The 20,295-nt window shown below is 56.5% G+C and carries 15 protein-coding genes; 3 read left to right on the top strand and 12 right to left on the bottom strand.

All coding sequences use genetic code 11. The features are described 5' to 3' along the window. The 6 genes from ACR0FB_RS04205 to ACR0FB_RS04180 form a co-directional block, all read right to left on the bottom strand. A complete protein-coding gene (locus ACR0FB_RS04205) occupies positions 1-765 on the bottom strand; it encodes an SDR family NAD(P)-dependent oxidoreductase (protein ID WP_171636111.1) in 765 nt (254 codons plus the stop codon). Then, entirely contained in the window at positions 765-2,471 is a 1,707-nt protein-coding gene (locus ACR0FB_RS04200) for an IlvD/Edd family dehydratase (protein ID WP_480620175.1), read from the bottom strand. Before ACR0FB_RS04200 ends, ACR0FB_RS04205 begins: the two co-directional genes overlap by 1 nt. 58 nt (positions 2,472-2,529) lie before the next feature. Continuing rightward, positions 2,530-3,870, bottom strand: a complete 1,341-nt coding sequence (melA, locus tag ACR0FB_RS04195; protein ID WP_480620173.1) for an alpha-galactosidase — start codon at positions 3,868-3,870, stop codon at positions 2,530-2,532. Further along, positions 3,867-4,715 carry a carbohydrate ABC transporter permease gene (locus ACR0FB_RS04190; RefSeq protein WP_480620171.1) on the bottom strand — a complete coding sequence of 283 codons (849 nt, stop codon included), beginning with the start codon at positions 4,713-4,715 and terminating at the stop codon, positions 3,867-3,869. Before ACR0FB_RS04190 ends, melA begins: the two co-directional genes overlap by 4 nt. A gap of 1 nt (position 4,716) precedes the next feature. Then, positions 4,717-5,643 (bottom strand): carbohydrate ABC transporter permease, encoded by a 927-nt coding sequence (locus ACR0FB_RS04185; RefSeq protein WP_171636104.1) that lies wholly within the window; start codon positions 5,641-5,643, stop codon positions 4,717-4,719. Between the two features lie 92 nt (positions 5,644-5,735). Further along, positions 5,736-6,995, bottom strand: coding sequence for an ABC transporter substrate-binding protein (locus ACR0FB_RS04180; RefSeq protein WP_480620169.1), 1,260 nt, complete (start codon positions 6,993-6,995; stop codon positions 5,736-5,738). A 141-nt stretch (positions 6,996-7,136) separates the two neighbouring features. Between ACR0FB_RS04180 and ACR0FB_RS04175 the strand changes: the two genes are divergently transcribed. From ACR0FB_RS04175 to ACR0FB_RS04165, 3 genes are all read left to right on the top strand, one after another. Then, entirely contained in the window at positions 7,137-7,943 is an 807-nt protein-coding gene (locus tag ACR0FB_RS04175) for an IclR family transcriptional regulator (RefSeq protein ID WP_480620167.1), read from the top strand. Further along, the gene (locus ACR0FB_RS04170) at positions 7,940-8,998 is read left to right on the top strand and encodes an ABC transporter ATP-binding protein (protein ID WP_480620165.1); all 1,059 of its coding nucleotides are present in this window, start codon (positions 7,940-7,942) and stop codon (positions 8,996-8,998) included. The genes ACR0FB_RS04175 and ACR0FB_RS04170 overlap by 4 nt, the downstream gene beginning before the upstream one ends. Positions 8,999-9,316: 318 nt before the next feature. After that, a complete protein-coding gene (locus ACR0FB_RS04165) occupies positions 9,317-11,530 on the top strand; it encodes an NADP-dependent isocitrate dehydrogenase (protein WP_480620163.1) in 2,214 nt (737 codons plus the stop codon). A gap of 585 nt (positions 11,531-12,115) precedes the next feature. Here ACR0FB_RS04165 and ACR0FB_RS04160 read toward each other — a convergent pair. The 6 genes from ACR0FB_RS04160 to ACR0FB_RS04135 all read right to left on the bottom strand — a co-directional run bounded on the left by ACR0FB_RS04160 (position 12,116) and on the right by ACR0FB_RS04135 (position 19,993). Beyond that, a complete protein-coding gene (locus ACR0FB_RS04160) occupies positions 12,116-13,078 on the bottom strand; it encodes a glycosyltransferase family 2 protein (protein WP_480620161.1) in 963 nt (320 codons plus the stop codon). Positions 13,079-13,343: 265 nt separating this feature from the next. Further along, the gene (locus tag ACR0FB_RS04155; RefSeq protein ID WP_171723770.1) at positions 13,344-14,453 is read right to left on the bottom strand and encodes a LysM peptidoglycan-binding domain-containing protein; all 1,110 of its coding nucleotides are present in this window, start codon (positions 14,451-14,453) and stop codon (positions 13,344-13,346) included. Positions 14,454-14,497: 44 nt separating this feature from the next. Beyond that, positions 14,498-15,760, bottom strand: coding sequence for a transporter substrate-binding domain-containing protein (locus tag ACR0FB_RS04150; RefSeq protein WP_171636090.1), 1,263 nt, complete (start codon positions 15,758-15,760; stop codon positions 14,498-14,500). Between the two features lie 21 nt (positions 15,761-15,781). Then, positions 15,782-16,564 carry a PP2C family protein-serine/threonine phosphatase gene (locus tag ACR0FB_RS04145; protein WP_171723769.1) on the bottom strand — a complete coding sequence of 261 codons (783 nt, stop codon included), beginning with the start codon at positions 16,562-16,564 and terminating at the stop codon, positions 15,782-15,784. Positions 16,565-16,567: 3 nt separating this feature from the next. After that, a complete protein-coding gene (locus ACR0FB_RS04140) occupies positions 16,568-17,605 on the bottom strand; it encodes an FHA domain-containing protein (RefSeq protein ID WP_209833918.1) in 1,038 nt (345 codons plus the stop codon). Between the two features lie 201 nt (positions 17,606-17,806). Beyond that, positions 17,807-19,993 carry a serine/threonine protein kinase gene (locus ACR0FB_RS04135; protein ID WP_480620159.1) on the bottom strand — a complete coding sequence of 729 codons (2,187 nt, stop codon included), beginning with the start codon at positions 19,991-19,993 and terminating at the stop codon, positions 17,807-17,809. Between the last annotated feature and the right edge of the window lie 302 nt (positions 19,994-20,295).

Below are 20,295 nucleotides of genomic sequence, written 5' to 3'. Positions count from 1 at the left end.
TTACCCCGAAACCACAACACCGCCATCAACAGCCATACATTGCCCGGTCATCGCATGGCTGGCCTTGGACGCCAGAAAAAGTGTTGGTGCTATCATATCCTCGGGCTTCAGGTGCTCTTTCAGACATTGCCGGTCCAAATGCGCCGCCAGATCCTCGGGCGTGGCCCATTTATCCAACTGTTTTTGCGTCAGAACCCAGCCGGGGGCCAGAGCGTTGACGCGGATTTTCCTCGGCCCCAGTTCTCGTGCCAATGACCGTGTCATCCCTGTAATCCCGGCATTCGAGGTCGTATAGATCGGATAGCCAGCATTGCCCATCATGTAACTGATCGAGCTGAAATTGATGATCGACCCGCCATCTTTCATTTGCCGGGCGGCTTCCTGACACGCGAAATAATAGGCTTTCAGGTTCACCTCGATCATCCAGTCCCAGAATTCCGTCGTGGTTTCCTCAAGCGTATGACGTTGATCGTTGGCTGCATTGTTCACCAAGACGTTCAAAGGACCATGAGCCTCGGCAGCTTTGGCCATCGTCGCGTGCAGTAGTTCGGTATCCGTCATGTCGCCTTGCAGGAACAGCGGCGCGCGGCCGTGCTTGTCGCGCATCTCTTCGACAAAACCGCTGGCATCCGACCGACCAATGAAGGCCACATTGGCCCCCTGTGCCATGAATCCATCTGTCAGCGCCGCACCAACGCCCGAGCCGCCGCCGGTGATATAGACGGAGGCCCCGTTGAGATCGTGGAATGTAGCTGGTTGGGTCATCAGTGGCTCTCTCTGGTCACGAGGCGCGTGTCTTTGCCAACAAGGAAATCCAGATCCGCCCCCTGATCCGCTTGCAGCACGTGGTCGATGTAAAGTTTTGCATATCCGCGTGTGTAGTGCGGATCATCCGGTTGCCACGCGGCGCGGCGGGCGTTCAGTTCGTTTTCGTCCACAAGCAGTTCCAGTTCGCCGCTGCTGGCTGAAACACGGATGCGGTCTCCGCTTTTGACCAGCGCCAGCGTGCCACCCGCCTGTGCTTCGGGGCTGACATGCAAAATGACGGTGCCATAAGCTGTTCCCGACATGCGGGCATCCGAGATCCGAATCATGTCTCGCACACCCTCTTTCACCAATTTCGCCGGAATTGGCATGTTGCCGACCTCGGGCATGCCCGGATACCCCTTGGGGCCACACCCTTTGAGCACCAGAATGCTCTTGGCTGTGACCGGCAGGTCTTCACGGTCGATATTGGCCTTCAGATCTTCGATGTTGTCGAACACAAAAGCCTCGCCCTCGGTTTCAAGAAGCGCGTCAGTGGCCGCCGAAGGCTTGACGATTGCCCCATTCGGCGCAAGGTTGCCGCGCAGGACTCGCAGGCCCGCAGCGGGCTTTACAGGATCATCGAAGGGACGGATGACGTCCGAGTTGTAACACTCGGCCCCTTCGTAATGTGCTGAGATATCCTTGTTCAGAACCGTCTTTGCCGGGCGCAGGAACGATTTGAGTTCATTCAGTACAACCGGCATGCCGCCTGCGTAGCAGAAGTCTTCCATCAGGTATTTGCCCGACGGCATGCAGTTGACCAGCAGCGGTATTTCGGATCCGATTTCAAAGTCTTTCAGGGTCAGGTCAACCCCGACACGCCCCGCCAGCGCCAGCAGGTGAACCACAGCGTTGGTCGAGCCTCCTACGGCGGCATTGGCGAGGATGGCGTTCTCGAACGCCTCTTTGGTCAGGATGTCCGAGGGCTTGAGGTCTTCGTCGACCATCTCGACGATGCGACGGCCGGTCATGTGCGCCAGCGCCATGCGGCGGGCGTCGACCGCCGGAAGCGCGGCATTGGTGGGCAGGCTCATGCCCATCGCCTCGACCAGCGACGCCATGGTGGATGCGGTGCCCATGGTCATGCAGACGCCAGCGCTGCGCGACATGCCGGATTCGGCGTTCATGAAATCCTGCAAGGTCATTTCGCCGGCCCGAACCGCTTCGGAAAACTTCCAGACGTCGGTGCCGGACCCGATATCCTGTCCGCGGTATTTACCGTTCAGCATCGGGCCTGAGCTGACGACGATCGAAGGCAGATCGACTGACGCGGCCCCCATCAGTTGCCCCGGCGTGGTCTTGTCGCAGCCGCCCAGCAGAACGACCCCGTCAATACCATAGGCGCGGATCGATTCTTCGACATCCATGGCCAGCAGGTTGCGGAACAGCATCGCGGTGGGTTTCATCTGGGTTTCACCCAGCGACATGACGGGGAATTCTACCGGAAAGCCTCCCGCCTCCCATACGCCGCGTTTTACGCCCTCGGCCAGGTCGCGCAGGCCCGAGTTGCAGGGGGTCAGTTCCGACCAGGTGTTGCAGATGCCAATTATGGGTCGTCCGTCAAAAGCGTGGTCGGGAAAGCCCTGGTTTTTCATCCACGACCGGTGGATGAAGCCATCCTTGTCGAGTTTTCCATACCAATGCTGTGAGCGGCGTTTTGTCATGTCTGGCTTTGTTTTTCTTGGCTGAAGTTGGATCTGAGTATTTGTAAAATGATGAAGATCAGGCGGCGCGGGCCGGTCGGCACCAGTCGGGTAGCCAATCGTTATGGGCCGTCAGCAGATCCGTGACAAGGTTTCGGATCTGGCGTAGGTCCAGTTCGGAGGCGGTGTGCGGATCCATCATCGCGGCGTGATAAATATATTCGGGGTTCTGTTCTGTCAGGGCCCGAACAGTCAGTTCCTGTACGTTGATCTGGGTGCGCATCAGGGCAATCAACTGCGGCGGGATGTCGGTCACGACAGAAGGCTGTACGCCGTTGCTGTCGACCAGGCAGGGGGTTTCGACCGCCGCGCCCATGGGCAGTTGCGGGATCTGGCCGGTGTTGGGCAGGTTGCCATAGGCCATGTAGGGCGTGTTCGTTGCGATCGCGTTCATCAGGTCGGCGGCGAATTCGTGGCTGCGCGTGACATCGATATTGCGCCCGTCGGTCAGGGTCTTGGCCTGTTCCTTCCACATCTCGACCTGCTCGACGCAGCGGGTGGGGTATTCGTCCAGTGGGATCGAGAATTCCTCGATCAGGTCCTGTCGCCCGTCCTTGATGAACCACGGCACGTATTCGGCCAGGTGTTCCGAGCTTTCCGTGCAGAAATAGCCCAGGTGATCCATCACCTCGTACCGCACCTTGTTGGGGCAGCGCGGCATCAGCAGCGGTGCCTTCGGGAATTTCCCCGCGTGATAGCCCCGTCGCAGTGCCGGATACAGGTCGCGGCCCTGATGTTCCAGTTTCAGAAAGAATGCCACGTGATTGACGCCCGCGACTTTGTAGCGGAACTCATCCTTTGGCAGATCCAGATCATGGGCCAGTTCCTCGACCGTATTTTGAACCGAGTGGCAAAGGCCCACATGTTTCAGGGAAGGGAAGCGTTCGGCCAGTGCCCAGGTGTTGATGGCCATCGGATTTACATATTGCAGCAATGTCGCGTTCGGACAGAGTTGCATCATGTCCCCTGCGACATCCCAAAGCACCGGAACCGTGCGCAGGCCCCGCATGATTCCTCCGACGCCCAGCGTATCAGCGATGGTTTGACGCAAGCCATACTGCTTGGGGATCTCGAAATCGGTGATCGTACAGGGCTTGTACCCCCCGACCTGAAAGGCGGTGATGACGAAATCGGCCCCGTCCAGCGCCGCACGGCGGTCGGTATGGGTCGAGACAGTCGCCCCGGCCCCGACCGAGCGGATCATGGAGCGCGCAACTGCTTCGCTTTCCGCAAGGCGCTGGGGGTCGATATCCATAAGCGCAAAGTGACTGTCGGCCAGCGCAGGGGTCAACAGAGCATCTCCAACGATGTTCTGCATGAAAATTGTGGACCCGGCACCGATAAAGGTAATTTTGGTCATTTCACAGCTCCGAGGGTCAAACCCGCAATGAAGTGTTTCTGCATCAGGAAGAACATGGCCACCGGTGGCAGAGCCGCCACGATGGAGCCCGCGCTCATCAATTGATAAGCGGCGCGGAATTGTGCGTTGAAACTGGTGATTCCGGCAGTTACAGGCTGGCTTTCCGCGCCTTGCGTCAGGACGACGGCCCAGAAATAGTCGTTCCAGATGAAGGTGAAGATCAGCACGCTGAGCGCGGCGATCGCGGGCTTCATCAGCGGCAGGACCACGTACCAGAAGATGCGCCATTCGCTGATGCCTTCGACCCGTGCTGCCTCGATCAGTTCAAAGGGCAGGGCGCGGATGAAGTTGCGCATAAACAGGGTGCAGAACCCGGTCTGGAAGGCGATGTGAAACAGGACCAGCCCGGTCTTGGTGTTGTAGAGCCCAAGTTGCAGGGTCAGATCCCGAACCGGCACCATCAGGATCTGAAAGGGCACGAAATTCCCAGCCACGAACATGAAAAAGATCCAGAGGTTCGACTTGAACTTGTAAATGCCAAGCGCGAAGCCGGTCATGCAGCTGAGCGCCACCGCTCCGATCACGGTAGGGACGGTGATCATGAATGAATTCAGCAGGTATCGGGGCATGTCCGAATTAAAGAACACCTGACCATAGTTGAAGGCGCCTTCAAAGCTGGACGGCATTCCCCAGTAATTCGCGTTGGTGAAGTCAGCAGCGGGTTTTACCGAGAAAAGAGCAACCGCCAGCAGGGGACCCAGCCACAACAGAAGGGCCAATGGAAGCATGGCTTGATACGTGATCTGCGCCGCGCGGGGTCGTTTTTCGATGGGTTTGGGAAACATCTCAGCGCCCCTTCTCTTCACGGTACATCGACCACAGGAAGTAGGCGATGAAGCACAACATGATCAGGAATAGGATCACGGCGATGGCCGCGCCATAACCCATGCGGAAGCCATATTCGGACAGGGCGACCTCGAACATGTAATAGGCCAGCACGCGGGAGGATCCGAAAGGTCCGCCTTGTGTCATGATCGAGATCAGGTCGAATGACCGTAATGCGCCGATGATGGTCACGACAAACGCGATAAAGGTTGCGGGCCGCAATTGTGGGATGATGATGTGCCAAAGCATCTTCCAACCCTTGGCCCCGTCCAGGCGTCCCGCTTCGATCTGTTCCGGGTCCACAGCGTTCAGGCCGGTGAGGTACAGGATCATGCAATAGGCGGTTTGTGGCCAGAGGCCGGCGAAGATGATGCCGTAGGTCACAAAGCGCTCATCGCCAAGCACGTTCAGGGGACCAAGGCCGAAGAGGTCGAGGAATTCGTTCAGCAACCCGAAGGTCGGATCGTAGAACCAGGTGAACACCAGCCCCACCACGACCTGAGAAATCACGAAAGGAAAGAAAAACAGGGACTTATACAGGCGGATGCCCCAAACTGTCTGATTCAGGAACAGAGCGATGAACAAACCTGCCGGAATCGCGGCCAGGTACAGGATCAGCCAGATCAGATTGTTCTTCATCGAGATGTAGAAAGCATCCCGGTCTACCCATTCCCAATAGAGGTCTTCGTAGTTGCGAAAGCCGACGTATTCCGCAGCGCCCAGGCCGTCCCACTCGTAAAGCGACAGGTTGAAGGACTGGAATACCGGGATAATCACATAGACCAAGAAGAACAGCATCCCGGGGGCCAGAAACAGCCAGGGTGCGATGCGTTGTTGATTGCGATGGAACCAGCTTTCCTGTTCTGAGGCGTCGGCTGCAACTGTCATTGGAAACTCGGGTCTGTTGGAGCAAGGCGGGTCGGAACCCGCCCTACGATTCAAAGGAGCGTGGGCCGGGCTTTGGCCCGACCCTTGCCTGATCAGTTATCGTAAATACGCTCGCGCGCGCGTTCGAGTTTGGCCAGTATCCGGTCCAAGTTGTCGGGTTTGACCATGAATTCCTGGAAACCTTCCATGGACACTTTGGCCATTTCCGCAGGCGCGTCGCGGTCCCAGAACTGGGCTACCCCACCGGGGCTGTTGGACGAAAGCATTTCAAAGCCCTGTTGCAGGAACTTGTCGTCATCCACAGCGGATTGCGCGTTGACCGGCAATTGGCCGAGATTCGCGCCGTTGTTGATTTCGGTCTGTTCATCAGCGGAGACCACAAAACGCAGGAATTCGCGCGCAGCTTCCTTGTTCGAAGCATTGGCCGGGATGTGGAACGTGTCGGTCGGGGCGTCTTCGGCCAGCTCAACATCGGGATTGATCGCGACGAACTGGTAGAAATCCAGCTGGTCATCTGTCAGGCCCGCATCGCGAAGCGGTGCCACTGCGAAGTTGCCCATCAGATAGGCCGCTGCCTCACCATTGACCATGAAGGGCAGGGCTTCCTGCCAGCTATATGTCTGGTGATTGTCGATGAAGGCGCCCATGTCGATCAACTGTTTCCAGTTGGCGAAAGTCTCTTTTACCCGGTCATCTTCCCAGCTGACTTCGCCGTTGGCAAGCTGCTGGTGGAAGTCGAAACTATTCGTTCGCATGTTCAGATAGTCAAACCAGCCACCGGCGGTCCAAAGGAACTTGGTGCCAATGGTATAGCAGGCGCGTCCCGAATCGACGATTTTCTGGCAGTTGGACAGTTCTTCTTCCCAGGTTGTCGGCTCGCTCAAACCCAGTTCATCAAAGATATCTTTGCGGTAGTAAACACCCCACTGATAGTAGGTATAGGGTACGCCCCATTGCTTGCCGTCTATTGTCAACGCGCCCTTGGTCGAAGCGAGGTTTTCGGCGATCTCAGGCTCTGCCCACAAGTCCGACACATCCTCGAACAGACCCGCCTCGACATATGGTTTCATACGGTTGGCCGCGTACCACGTGGCCACGTCCGGGGTGTCAGCCGTCAGGAAGTTCCGGATCTGCGTTTTATAGGCTTCGCGGTCGATGACGGTTGTTTCGATTTCCAACCCCGGATGCTGTGCCCCGAACCGTTCGATCATCGCCTCCATTGTCGCGCGTGGCGCCGGGTTCGATGTGTCCAGAAAGATCCGCAGCTCTCCGGTGAGTTCCGCAGCTGCTGGTGCCGCCATCGCGACACCAAGCGCCAGCGCAGCCGTCGTGCGCTTGAAAGTTGAATACATAGTTTCCTCCCTGTTTCTCTCCAATAAGGTTCCAAATAGTGAAACCTTGTTTTATATATTGAAAACTACACATCGACTCGGTTACTGTTGTCAAGACCCTCGTGAGGATGGCGAGGGAAAATCGGAGGAGAATGATGGCCCGTGTCAGGTGACGGAACTATAGGCAAAGCATGTGATGTGCTGGATCACGTGGCATCGTTCGAGCGCCCCGTTCGATTCGCTGAACTTTTGGAAAGCAGCGATTTTCCAAAGGCGACCCTGTATCGATTTCTGCAATCCCTCACCAACCAGGGAATGCTGTCATATGACCGCGACAGGCAGACCTATGCGCCCGGGATGCGACTGGTCCGGTTGGCCCATGCGGCATGGACGCAAAGCTCATTGGCCCCGATAGCGCGGCCTTTTCTGGATGCCCTCAGTCAAGAAACCGGTGAAACCGTGCATCTGGCGCAGCTTGATTCCAGTCAGGTTCTTTACGTCGACAAACGCAACGCCGCACAACCAATCGAGATGTTCTCTCAGGCTGGTAAAGTTGGCCCGGCCTACTGCACAGGGGTCGGCAAGGCGATGCTGGCATTTTTGGACGAAGATGCGTTGAACAGGGCGGCGTCGCAGCAAAGCTATCACCGCTTCACCAACAAAACTCTGACATCCGAAAAGATGTTGCGGGCTGATCTTGACAGAATTCGCAGCCGGGGATTTGCCATCGATGATGAAGAGCACGAGCCTGGCATCATATGCATCGCCTGCCCAGTTCTGACGTCGAACGGGCGGATGCTTGGGGCGATTTCGATAACTGGGTCCACCGAACGAATGGATTTCGATCAACTCGAAGCCTGGGTGCCGCGCCTGCGGCGTGTGGCTGAACAAATCGGAACCGAGGCACAAGCCTGGCGGTTTCCCGAAACAGGCCCAGGTTCGAAAAACGACAGGATGCTAATGACATGACAGGTGTAACTCTGAATCGGGCAATCAAACGGTACGGTCAGACACAGGTCATTCATGGGATCGACCTGCAAATCGAAGATGGCGAGTTCTGCGTTTTTGTAGGGCCTTCGGGGTGCGGAAAATCCACGTTGTTGCGGATGATTGCCGGGTTGGAAGAAACCTCGGAAGGTGAGATTCACATCGGATCGCGCGAGGTGACACATATGGACCCGGCCAAGCGCGGCGTGGCCATGGTGTTCCAGACCTATGCGCTCTACCCGCATATGTCAGTGGCCGAAAATATGGGATTTGGCCTGCGCATGAATGGTGTCCCAAAAGCCGAGATCGACCAGAAGGTGCAGGAGGCTTCGAGCATTCTGAAGCTTGATCCCTATCTCAAGCGCAAACCCAAGGCCCTGTCCGGGGGGCAACGGCAAAGGGTTGCAATCGGGCGGGCGATTGTACGCGGGCCCGAGGTTTTTCTGTTCGACGAACCCCTGTCCAACCTGGACGCCGAATTGCGTGTCGAGATGCGCGTCGAAATCGCGCGTCTGCATCAGGAAATCGGCGCAACCATGATCTATGTGACCCATGATCAGGTCGAAGCCATGACGATGGCCGACAAGATTGTGGTGCTGCGCGATGGCCGGATCGAACAGGTCGGCGCCCCGATGGATCTGTACCGTGATCCTGACAACCGGTTTGTTGCAGGTTTCATCGGTTCGCCCGCGATGAACTTTCTTGATTGCGAATATACTGACGGCCATGTCACCCATCCCGCTTTGGGCCAGCCATTGCCGGTCTCGGCAACTGTTCCTGCCGGAACGGGCAAGGTGACGTTGGGGATGCGCCCTGAACATATTCACATCGACCGGTCTGCCGACACCTGCACTGTGGACCTGACCGAAGCGCTTGGGGGTGTATCCTACTCGTATTTGCTGACGCCAAATGGGGACAAACTGATTGTGGAAGAGCGGGATGACCAGCGCAGCAAAACCGGCGACCGGATTGGCATATCCATTCAACCTGACCGTGCCATGGTATTTGATCCCAAGACAGGGCAGAGATTTCGGTAATCCTTGGCCGCAACCCGAAAAAATTCGTGGGACCAGCCGGGCAGCTTCATGGAAAACATGTGGCGTGACCTGAAGGGAAACGCCAAAGACAGCCGGGTGAAACGTTGAGCTGATGACATCAAAAGCCATCCAAGCCCAGCCCGTGGCAAAACGCGCGGGCACAGATGATTGATTCCCAGCGTAACGTGATTTAAGGGAGGCCCTGTCAAAACAGAGTCACCCAGGGGCGGTATCGTGATCGCGCCCCTCCCGCGCCACGCTGAAGTGGCTTCAACTCTTGGATCGCACGCCCCGAAAGGCTTAAAAAGGTAAAAGAATATGGCAGATAAATCGAACTTCGACATATTGTATACCATTGTAGACGAAGCGCCCGAACTGGCCAGCGCCTCGTTCCTGCCCATCATTCGCAAGTTCGCTTCGGCTGCTGGCGTCAGCGTGGGCACCAAGGACATTTCACTGGCCGGGCGCATTCTGGCAGCCTTCCCCGAAAACCTGACGGATGAGCAGCGTGTCTCGGACGATCTGGCAGCATTGGGTGAGCTGGTAAAAACCCCGGACGCCAATGTGATCAAGCTGCCGAACATCTCGGCATCGGTTCCGCAACTGGTGGCCGCCATAGAAGAGTTGCAGTCGCAAGGCTATGATATCCCGGCCTATCCCGAAGAACCTTCGACCGACGAAGAAAAGGCGATCCGTGCGCGTTATGATGCCATCAAAGGCTCGGCCGTGAACCCGGTTCTGCGTGAAGGTAACAGTGACCGCCGTGCGGCGCGGGCTGTCAAAAACTATGCCCGCAACAACCCGCATTCCATGGGCGAATGGACCTCGGACAGCAAAACCAAAGTCTCGTCCATGTCGGGCAACGATTTTTACGCCAATGAGAAATCGTCCACCATCACCGCTGCCCAAGCGGGCGATGCAAGGATCGAGTTTGTCAGCAAAGACGGCAGTGTGACTGTCCTTAAGGACGCGTGGCCGCTGGACGAAGGCACCGTGGCTGATGCGACCTTCATGTCAGTCAAAGCACTGTCATCCTTTCTTGCAGAGGCCATCGAGGACACCAGGAAAGACGGCACAATGTTCTCGTTGCACCTGAAAGCCACGATGATGAAGGTCTCGGACCCAATCATCTTTGGCTATGCGGTCAAGGTCTGGTTGGCGCCGGTTTTCGACAAATTCGGTGCGGAACTGGATGCGCTGGGTGTGAATCCGAACTCGGGTCTTGGCGATTTGCTTGAGCGGGTACAAAACAATGCCGAGATCGTCGCCGCAATAAACGCGATCAAGTCTGATCGTCCATCCATGTATATGGTGGATAGCGACAAGGGCATCACCAACCTGCATGTTCCTTCCGATGTGATCATTGATGCTTCGATGCCAGCGGTGATCCGCGCGGGCGGCAAGGGTTGGGATGAGACCGGTGCCAAGGGTGATACAAATTGCGTCATCCCCGACCGGTGCTATGCAACTGTTTATGATGAAAGCATCAAGTTCTTCAAAGCCAATGGTGCATTGAATCCCGCCACTGCCGGTGCGGTCGCAAATGTTGGCCTTATGGCGCAGAAGGCCGAGGAATACGGCAGCCACCCGACCACCTTCGAGGCGCCCGCCGACGGCTCAATGCGCATCGTTCTGGCCAATGGCGAGGCCCTGCTTTCGCACGAGGTCGAAAAGGGTGACATCTGGCGGGCCTGCACCGTCAAGAAGGCGCCGATCGAGAACTGGATACAGTTGGCGATGGACCGTCAGCGCCTGACCGGATCCGAGGCGATCTTCTGGCTGGATGCGAACCGTGCCCACGACGCAGAGCTGATCAAATATGTCGAATCGGCGCTCGAGGCTGCGGGCGTGGCTGACAAGTTCCAGATCATGGCCCCGCGCGAGGCAACGCGCCAGACGCTGGAAACCATCACCGCCGGAAAGGACAGCATCGCCATCACCGGCAACGTGCTGCGTGACTATCTGACCGACCTGTTCCCGATTCTCGAACTGGGCACCTCGGCCAAGATGCTGTCGATCGTCAAGCTTATGAATGGCGGCGGCCTGTTCGAAACCGGGGCAGGGGGCTCGGCACCGAAACACGTGCAGCAATTGGTCGAGGAAAATCACCTGCGCTGGGATTCGATGGGTGAATTCTGCGCGCTTGGGGAATCACTGAACTTCCTGGCCGACGCCAAAGGAAACGCGAAGGCAGGTGTTCTTGGCGCTGCGGCAGAGGCCGCAACTCAGGGCATTTTGGACAACAACCGGTCGCCAAGTCGAAAAGTCGGCGAACCGGACAACCGCGACAGCCACTACTGGTTCGCGCGCTACTGGGCCCAAGCCTTGGCTGCCCAATCTGACGATGCCGATCTGGCAGCTGAAATGGCACCACTTGCAAAAGCGCTGGCAGAGAAAGAAGAGCAGATCTTGTCGGAACTGGCCGCAGTCCAAGGACCGTCGGTGGATTTGGGCGGGTACTATCACACTGACCCGGTCAAAACCGCCGCTGTGATGCGCCCCAGCGCTACGCTGAACGCAATCATCGGCTGATCGCCGTCGAACAGGCGGGCGAGTTTCGTCCGACATCAAAACACGAAGGGACCGCCTTTGTGCGGTCCTTTTCATGGAACGCGGGATTGCCCAAAGACCCGCCCCGAACCTTACGCCTGACGATCTGTAGCTTGCTGTGGCTGCGCCGTTAAAACCAACCTTGTCAGGTCCTATGAACGACTTGCGCAATGTGTGCCCGGTAAACATCTGCGCATCACGTTGGGTTCCAGCGCTTGGGCCGTCCGGACACCAGGCGCAAATTTCGATCGCTTTCCTGAAACTGCGAACAGGTGCGAACAGGGCGGTCAGCAAGGATCGAAAGATCCTGATTTTTGGAAAAATTTAAGATTTACGGGATTCCCCCAATAGCGCCGGTTTTCAGTCCGCGTTAGGTATTTGGGGACAAAGAATTTCACTGGTGAGGCCTTAGGGCTATATCACTCACTCAGAAAAATGGCCAGCATTTGGGGTGCTGGCCATTTGCGTATCTGGTTCACCAAATCCTTGAACAAACCAGCGTGTTCAGACGCTTACGCGCGAACAGGCCGTTCATTTGCCTAGCATTGAACTGGGGGTTGATTTTAATCAGCCAAATCGACGGGTTTGAGCCTCGACAAGCGATGGCTTGAGTTGGTCAACGCCTGACGCAGCTACACCTTTGTGCTGCAAATATGACAGACGACGTGCTTCCCTCCGGGCAAGAGCCAGAGATTCCAGAATCAAAGCGCAGACGATGGACAGCATTGTCGCAACAAAACCGGATACTGCGACGACGACAGACGGAATTCTATCGACAAGCCCTGTTTCCAAAAATTCCCGGAATACGGATGCAAACACAAAGAGCGAAGGCAAAAACATCAACACGGCCAATGACAGGAAAAACGCAACGGGCTTTTCATCCTTGATCAACAAGCCGATCATTTTGAGAATCCGCCACCCGTCGGAAAACGTCGCCAGCTTAGAGTTCGAATCCGGCAGGCGTGACGAATACCTTGTTTGAACCTCACCGATTGGCATGCGCATCTGCATCGCATGAACTGTTAGCTCTGTTTCAATCTCGAACCCGTTTGATACTGCGGGGAAGCTTTTGACAAAGCGTCTGCTGAAAACGCGGTAACCCGAAAGCAGGTCGTTGATTTTGCTGTTGAAGAAGAATTTCACTAGCCAACTGAACAACGCGTTGCCAAATTTGTGGCCGCGCCGATAGGCTTCAGTTTCTTCATTCACACGGGCGCCGTTGACCATATCCAGATTCTGCGAAACGAGCATGTCGATCAATTCCGGCGCCGCCGCGCTGTCATAGGTCGCATCCCCGTCAGCCATAACGTAGACATCCGCATCAACGTCGGCAAACATTCGACGGACCACGTTGCCTTTGCCCTGGTATGTTTCGGAATAGACCCGCGCGCCTGCCTCAAGCGCGACCTTGACGGAGTCGTCGGTGGAATTGTTGTCATATACGTAAATCGTTGCGTCGGGCAGGGCCGCGCGGAATTGCCGAACGGTTTCACCTATGGCAACGGCCTCGTTGTAGCAGGGCAAGATCACTGCAACGTCCAAATCCGATCTGGTCGCGGACGACGGTGAGTTATTCTGAATATTGAAGGCGCCCTGTATCATATGCAAATCACGCTCTTTCATTGGCATCAATTGAATGATGATCGTGCTTGGGGTTGAAGGTGCTGCGTATTTGAGGCTGTTATGAAGCAGATAAGAGGCCAAAATTTGTCATTCTGAAAAACCTCGTGTTTGACGCTGACAAAAAAGGGGCCGATTGAAGAACCGGCCCCAAAGTTTCAGCTGAACCGAGGGATCAGTTCGACGCTGCCATCAGTTTTTCGTTGTGCTCGCGCAGCGTGTCGGAGACGATCGCATACCATTCCCCGGTTTCGCGCATCTCGTTCAGGCCTTTGTTCAGCATCGCCAGGTATTGCTTGCCGAACGGATTGCTGCGGTGGCTGATAAAGCGCAGCGAGGAAAGCGAGGTCACGTACGGGTTCTCAACCAGGTCGTTTTGGTTCAGGCCCATTTCAACCATTGTGTCCGAGAACAGCTGAACTTCAAAGGTTGCAACATCTGCGGTGCCGGTCAGGACCGCGTCAAGGCATTCGCGTGCGGTGATCGGCTGCATCAGCGTCATGGTTTCACCGTTGTGCAGACCTTCCTGTTCCAGATCATGGATGAACCAGCCATCCATACGGCAGATCGTGGCGCCCTTCAGCTCTTCAAAGGTTGTCGCATTCGCATACTGGCTTTCCGGAATGGTGTAGAACCCGACGACAATGTCGTAGACCGGAACAGATGAATCGAACTGGGTGCAGCGCACCTCGGTTTCCCAGGACCATTCGTAGGTGCGGTTGGTGCAATCCGGCATGTTCCACGCCATGGACACGTCAAAGGCGCCAAGAGGCAGAAGAGTTTCCAAGTGCGAGTTCCAATCATCCACGAAGCTTACGGAATAGTCGCGCGCGTTGCCGCCACGCTGCAAAGCCGTGGTGCCCAGACGGGTGATTGCTCCGCCGCCGTTCAGCGATTCATCGGCGAAAGGTGCCCAGCCATTGCCGGTCACCAGCTTGATCGGTGGCTGGTAGACGCTCGAACGTTTGACGCTGGCCGCGCGTTGTTCTTCAGCTGCGATGATTTCCTGCGCGCTCTGACCATTGGGCAGGCTACCGTCCTCACAGGGAAGGGCCAGAACCAGACCTGGCTCCAGAGCGTTGGGGTTGGTGATTTCGTTCCGGTTCGCGTTAAAGATCGGCTGATAGTTCGACGTGCCGTAGGCTGCGATTGCAATGGTCGCCATGGTGTCGCCGTCTTGGACGGTATAGTTGGTGCAAGCTTCCTGTGCTGCAGCGGCACCTGCGCACAGAGCGGTAATAGCAGTTGCTGAAAGCGCTACCTTTTTCATCTTCTCGTTAAACATGTCCACTTCCTCCAGACTTTAGTTTGTCAGGCCAGATCGGGGCCTTATCCATTTTCCATTTGATGACGCAGGGCGGTTGACACGATGTCGCGCCATTCGCCTGATTGCTGCATGATTGCCAGACCCTGATTCAGCGTCTCAAGGATCGCTTCCCCATCAGGATTATCTTTGTGGGTCATGACGTTGAGCGACTTGATGGCCGCAAGGTTGGGGTTTTCGATAATCCGGTGCTTGTACCCAAGCCGTTCAATTGCCTCGGCTGCCAGATGTGCCTCGATGGCGACGATATCTGCGGTGCCTTCCATCAAAGCGTGAAAGCAATCATCCGGTGACGTTGGCCGCAGAAGTTTGATGACCGGTTCGTACAGGCTTACAGCGTCCATGTGAGACAAAGACCAACCCTCTGGCCGGCAGATCGTTGCACCGGCAAAATCGGCATAGGTCAATGTCTCCTCATAGCCGGAACCTTCGCGGGCGAAGAACGTATCCACGACCTCGTAGAACGGGTTTGAGAAATTGTAGGTCTCGCACCGATTGCGATCATCTTCCGACAGCGCAACGGCCTCTTCGCAATTGGGGCGCGACCAGGGGAAGGTGGCGTCAAATGCGAGTGTCGGCATCAACAGGTCCAGATGCGAAGACCAGTCATTCACGAACTGAATCTTGTAGGCCTGTTCGGGAGCGGCACGAAACATCGCTGTCTCAACCAGATGGGTATAGAGCCCCCGATTGGGCAGAGATTCATCGGTGAACGGAGCGTAGTTACCGCCAGTGATCAACAGCAATTGACGGTCCCGGATTTCGGGCCGTTCACCCGTTCCGGCATTTCGGATCAAAGCGGCAGCTTCGGCACGGGCGGCTTCGATCTCTTCCTTGGCAGCAGCGCGTGCTGCAACGACCGCCTCTTCACTCGCGTTCTTTGCCTCGGCTTCCGCTGCCGCAACGCGGGCTTCCGCTTCGGCCACGGCTTTCTCGGCGCGTTCTTCTGCGGCTTTTACCAGCTCTGCCGCCATTTCGGCGGCCAGCCGCTCTGCCTCGGTGTCAGCAAGCGCCGGAGCACGCCCGACATCTTCCAGACAGGGCAGTTCCAGAACGTCGCCGACGCGGATGATATTGGGGTTGGAACCGATAACATCCCGGTTCGCGTCGAAAATGATGCGAAAGTCCTCGGTCGCATACACTTCGATTGCCAATTCCCGTAAGCTATCGCCGCGTTGAATTTCATAACTTGAACACGCCTCTTGCGCAGATGCCGCGCCCGTGGCGGCAGCAAGGGCAAGGCTTGATATGAGTAAGTGCTTTATCATGGGTCCTGTTGCTTTGCCTGTTTAGGTTCTTGTGAGTTTCGCCACTGCGATAGAAAGATTGTCCTGATCCGGGTCACCCTTGGCCTGCACAGCCGTCAGCAATGCTTCGGCAATGTCTTGAGCCAGCCCCTGTTGATGATCCCGCAGAATGGCTTGAATTTCGGTGTCGCTGATGTACTGCAACCCATCACTTCCAAGGATCAGGACATCGGCGGGCGACACGATCAATGGATCTTCCGGGCAATCCACTTTGGGAATGGCCCCGCCTGTAACCACGGACGTTAATTGATTGCTGTCCATGTCCCGGGCCACCGCTTCGGTGATCTCGCCCGAAGCCACTTTCGACGCAATCACGGGTGCCATCGAGTGGTCTTCGTTGACCTGCGTCAACGCTCCGTCCCGAAACAGGTAAAGAGGGCTGTCGCCGATCGAAATCCAGAACACACGCCGCCCCAGAAGAAGGACACCCAACATGGTTGATCCCATGTTGAAGCCATGACCCCTGGCCTCGGTGTAGTTGGCGATCGCGGCATTGGCTTGCATGGCGGCCAAAGGAAGCGCATCTATCGCGGATCCTTCGTTCAGGGTTTCTGCCTCAAGTTCTGCGTCCAGCGCGTCGCGCCATGCAGCCACTACCATTTCCGAAGCTATTTCACCCGCCTCATGGCCGCCCATACCGTCCGCAATCACAACATAGCCCGCGTCCGACGCGTCAAACATGCGGGCTGCAATCGCGTCTTCCTGCGTTTCCCGCTGACCCTGGTTCAGGATCAGCGCAACATCATATGCCGGAGTTGCCAGCATTTATCAGGAATCCCGCCAATCAAAACCGTCGTCGCAGAAAGCCATGAACCGGATCGAGGTTTCGCTGATGCGGATCAGGTCTCCGTTGGACAGGGCCACGGTGCTGAGAACAGGTTTGCCGTTCAGGCGTACAAGATTGGCCTTGCCGCCATGGCCCAAGTAACACTTCCGGTCTTCGGGGTCATAGGCGATGACTGCATGGTTCGAGCGCGAAATGCCGGTATCGCCAAAATCCAACTGAATGGCCTGGTCATCGTTGCGCCCGATTTGCATCAGGCCTTCGGTGAGCGTAATGCTTGAACCTCGTCCCGGACCGGCTGTTACAACCAGCCAGCCCACCGGGAATGTCTCTTGCGCCGCTTCTGCTTTTGCTACGGGTTCGGAGGATTCGATCAGGTCCTGAACATGCGTGTCGGCGCGCTCAAATCCCAGAAATGTCGTTTTGACCCGTGAACGGCGATCCTCGACCGGGGCAGGGGCTGTTTCAACCTGCTCAATCACCGGCTCAACCGTGTCTTCGACCTGCTTCTCTTCTGGGGCCGGAGCTTCGGCAACCTCAACCTCGCCGACTTCTGGCTCGGTAGGTTCGGACACGACCTCAGCCGTTGCTTCCTCTGGCGAAGTCTCGGCGGGTGTTTCCGTCACATGCAGGGTGACAACCTGCTCGACCTCAACCAGTTCTTCGACATTTTCTTCCACCAGAACGTTTTTCAGAGCGTCGCCCTCTTCCAAGTTGTCTTCTTCCGAACTGTCTTCGGCAAAGATCGACTCCTCGGGTTCGGCCACTGCCTCCGGCTCGGCCTCGTCAAACTCGGGCATCTTTTCTTCGGGGATCAGTTCATCCGTTTCCTCATAGGATTCGGATGTCATGTTTCCACCGGCCAATGCGGCGCGCAAAGCGTTGAAATCCGCAATGGGTTCCTGCTTTTCTTCTTCGCTTACAGCACCGTCCACTGTGGCCGGTTTCTCGGCAACGTCTTCTTCTTTGGATTTGCCGGCACCTTCGAGAAGCCGGCTCAGAGGGCTTTTGTATTTGAACATGGTGTCGACACCTTCAAGTTAGTGACGCAGATAAGCCGCGTCGTAAGCTGCTACTGTTCCCTGCACGTCAGCGCAGAGCCACTCAATGGATACCCATGGGAACTGGTACATTCTGCGGCGGGCCGGTTCCCGCCAGGGTGGCACACCTTGATACCACCTTCAGCAAACACACACTGGCAGATCACTATCGAACCGGTCAGATTACTCCTGTGCAAGTTGCATGATTGCGGCCGTCTCGGCCCCATTGCGCAACACTGTCAGATTTGCCTCAGGCTGCTCGCTTGAAACGAGTGCGGCCAGCATCTCATCAAGGCTTTCCGAGCCGTCAAATGTGATGCCGGAATGGCTTTCATTCAGAAGGACATCGTCTTTTTGCAGGCTTACTGCCGCGTCAGCCGGAACTGCGTTCACCGTGGTTTGCCATCCGCTATTGCCATCGGCGCTCACGGTAAAGGTGTAACCATTTTCTAAACCAACGGATCGTATGGCGGGAAGGGCCAACAAACCATTTTGCGCCCGGGTCTGACCCAGCGGGCGATAGCGGGCAGCAACCCTTGTGTACCCATCGGCATCAACCTTCAGGTTATCCAGAACCTGCGCCGCAAAAGGTACATCCTGGCGGACCGGGCTGCCATTCAGGGTATAGATGACAGCGCCACGCTGTACCCAATCGCCGATCACGCTCATGTCCTGATTGGCGTCCACCCCCGTAACTGCAATGGTGGCTCCGGTCGAGCCGCGGCGGCGGGATGTCTGGAAGGGGATATCGACATCCCAATGCGCAAACGCCACCTGCTGTTCCGCCGGAACACCAGCGTTGGCGATTGCATCAGTCGCAGGTGTCTCGATCTCAGACACTGCTGCAATATCAGTCACTTCTTCCGACTGTGCCGGAATTTCGGAACGTTCAGTGTCTACGGAGGCTGTTTCTGTGGCAGCTGGCTCCGCAGGTACTGATTGTGCCTGCTCGACAGGCTCTTCCGGTTTGGGTTCGGGTGCAACGGCCACTTCGGGTTCGGGATCGGTGGCCTCTGTGACAGAAGGATCGGTAACGGGCGCCTCTGTCTCAGCGGACTGTGTGTCTGCCATGGGCTGCGCGACCGGTATTTCTGCCTGGTCTTCTGTCTTGTCGGCGGACATCACAAAGAAACCACCTGCGGCCAACGCAACTGCAACAACAGCCGCGCCTGCAATCAGCTTGCCGCTGCCGCCGGACCCGCTCTGAACCACTGTATCGACAGCGACCGGGGTTTCCTCTTTCTTTGAGATTTTGGTCAGATCGCTATCTTTTTTGTCTTCGTTGCCAAGAACGATGTCCGAGTTTCCGGCCAGTAGGGCCGTAACTACGGCTTCGGCGTTCTCGCTTTCGGCCTTGATCCGGGCCTTTTCTTCCTCTTTGTCTTTGCGATCCATGCCGACAATCACGGACACGGGCCGATAGGCGAATGTGTCGAACATGACGCCAGGGCCGCGGAACATGCGCAACCAATCCAATGCAGATTGAAGACGATCCGTGGCGTGAACTTCCATCGCCTTGTCAATCGCTTCGAGGAACCCGTCTGGGTATCCTTCGAAACGACCGGTCAATGGCGTGTAGGGGTCATCCTGCCCGTTGTTGAACGCGTTCAGGCGGCTCTGGCCGTCGATGGGGCGTTCACCGCTGATGGCGTGATAAAGCGTGGCGGCCAGAACATAAAGGTCGCTGCTGGGCCCTTGATCCGCGCCCCGCACATAGAATTCGTGCGGAGAGTATCCATCCTTGATCACGCGCAGTGTCAGCAATGCTGCCGATTTGTTCGCCGCTTGCTCGCGTGCGGCGCCAAAATCGATCAGGACGGGGTCTCCGTTTTCATCAATCAGAATGTTGTCCGGCGAAATGTCCCGATGCAACATGCCGCTCTGGTGAATGAAAGACACCGCGGACAACATTTTTTCGGTGACCTGAACGATGAAATCAGGGCCGCCGTCATTCTCCGGGTTTTCCACGTAATCCAGCAGGTCGCACCCACGGATGAGATCCATTGCGATATATGCGGTGTCATTGTCTTCGAACACCTGATGCACATCTACGATATTGGGATGTACCAGACGCGCATGATTGCGTGCCTCCTGAATAAAGAGGTCAATGATCGAGCGCAGGTCGTCCTTGAAGGACGGGTCGTTTGGTTCGACCAGATCACCGTTGCGGCGGCACAGCGCTCCGGGGAAGCACTCTTTGATAACGACGTCGCGCTCCAGGCTGTCGCGCGCCAGGTAAGTGATCCCAAATCCGCCGTTGCTGAGATAGCGGAGGATTTCATACTGCCCGCGCAACAGCTTTGCGCCTGGCTGCAATCCTTCAATTTTCGGTTCGTCGTGCGTCGCGCCGACAGCCTGGTTGTGGCTCATTTCAATCCGCCCGTTCTATTCATTTTGCGGCTTAGAAAAACCGGGCCGACAGCCCACGAACTCACAACCAAAAACAACCGCAGGACACTTGAGAACGGTTAGACGTTTCAAATTTGACTTTATTGGGGCCGCCTGATGGCTTCACTATGGATCGTTTTTCGCGTGATGGCATATGTTGTGCCTAATGGTATGTGCGGATCTATATATAGACAATGGGTATGGGCTGATTGAAAACTTAAACCCGAAATCAAGCGTGTTGGTCCACGAATTCGAAACAATAAAGGGCCGATTCCTCGGCCCTT

The sequence above is a fragment of the Ruegeria sp. P10 genome, from assembly GCF_056534925.1.
This window is presented reverse-complemented; position numbering and strand designations above follow the sequence as displayed.

Coding starts and splice junctions, on each gene's coding strand:
- ACR0FB_RS04205 (WP_171636111.1), bottom strand. CDS start 765: ATGACCCAACCAGCTACATTCCACGATCTCAACGGGGCCTCCGTCTAT.
- ACR0FB_RS04200 (WP_480620175.1), bottom strand. CDS start 2,471: ATGACAAAACGCCGCTCACAGCATTGGTATGGAAAACTCGACAAGGAT.
- melA (WP_480620173.1), bottom strand. CDS start 3,870: ATGACCAAAATTACCTTTATCGGTGCCGGGTCCACAATTTTCATGCAG.
- ACR0FB_RS04190 (WP_480620171.1), bottom strand. CDS start 4,715: ATGTTTCCCAAACCCATCGAAAAACGACCCCGCGCGGCGCAGATCACG.
- ACR0FB_RS04185 (WP_171636104.1), bottom strand. CDS start 5,643: ATGACAGTTGCAGCCGACGCCTCAGAACAGGAAAGCTGGTTCCATCGC.
- ACR0FB_RS04180 (WP_480620169.1), bottom strand. CDS start 6,995: ATGTATTCAACTTTCAAGCGCACGACGGCTGCGCTGGCGCTTGGTGTC.
- ACR0FB_RS04170 (WP_480620165.1), top strand. CDS start 7,940: ATGACAGGTGTAACTCTGAATCGGGCAATCAAACGGTACGGTCAGACA.
- ACR0FB_RS04165 (WP_480620163.1), top strand. CDS start 9,317: ATGGCAGATAAATCGAACTTCGACATATTGTATACCATTGTAGACGAA.
- ACR0FB_RS04155 (WP_171723770.1), bottom strand. CDS start 14,453: ATGTTTAACGAGAAGATGAAAAAGGTAGCGCTTTCAGCAACTGCTATT.
- ACR0FB_RS04150 (WP_171636090.1), bottom strand. CDS start 15,760: ATGATAAAGCACTTACTCATATCAAGCCTTGCCCTTGCTGCCGCCACG.
- ACR0FB_RS04145 (WP_171723769.1), bottom strand. CDS start 16,564: ATGCTGGCAACTCCGGCATATGATGTTGCGCTGATCCTGAACCAGGGT.
- ACR0FB_RS04140 (WP_209833918.1), bottom strand. CDS start 17,605: ATGTTCAAATACAAAAGCCCTCTGAGCCGGCTTCTCGAAGGTGCCGGC.
- ACR0FB_RS04135 (WP_480620159.1), bottom strand. CDS start 19,993: ATGAGCCACAACCAGGCTGTCGGCGCGACGCACGACGAACCGAAAATT.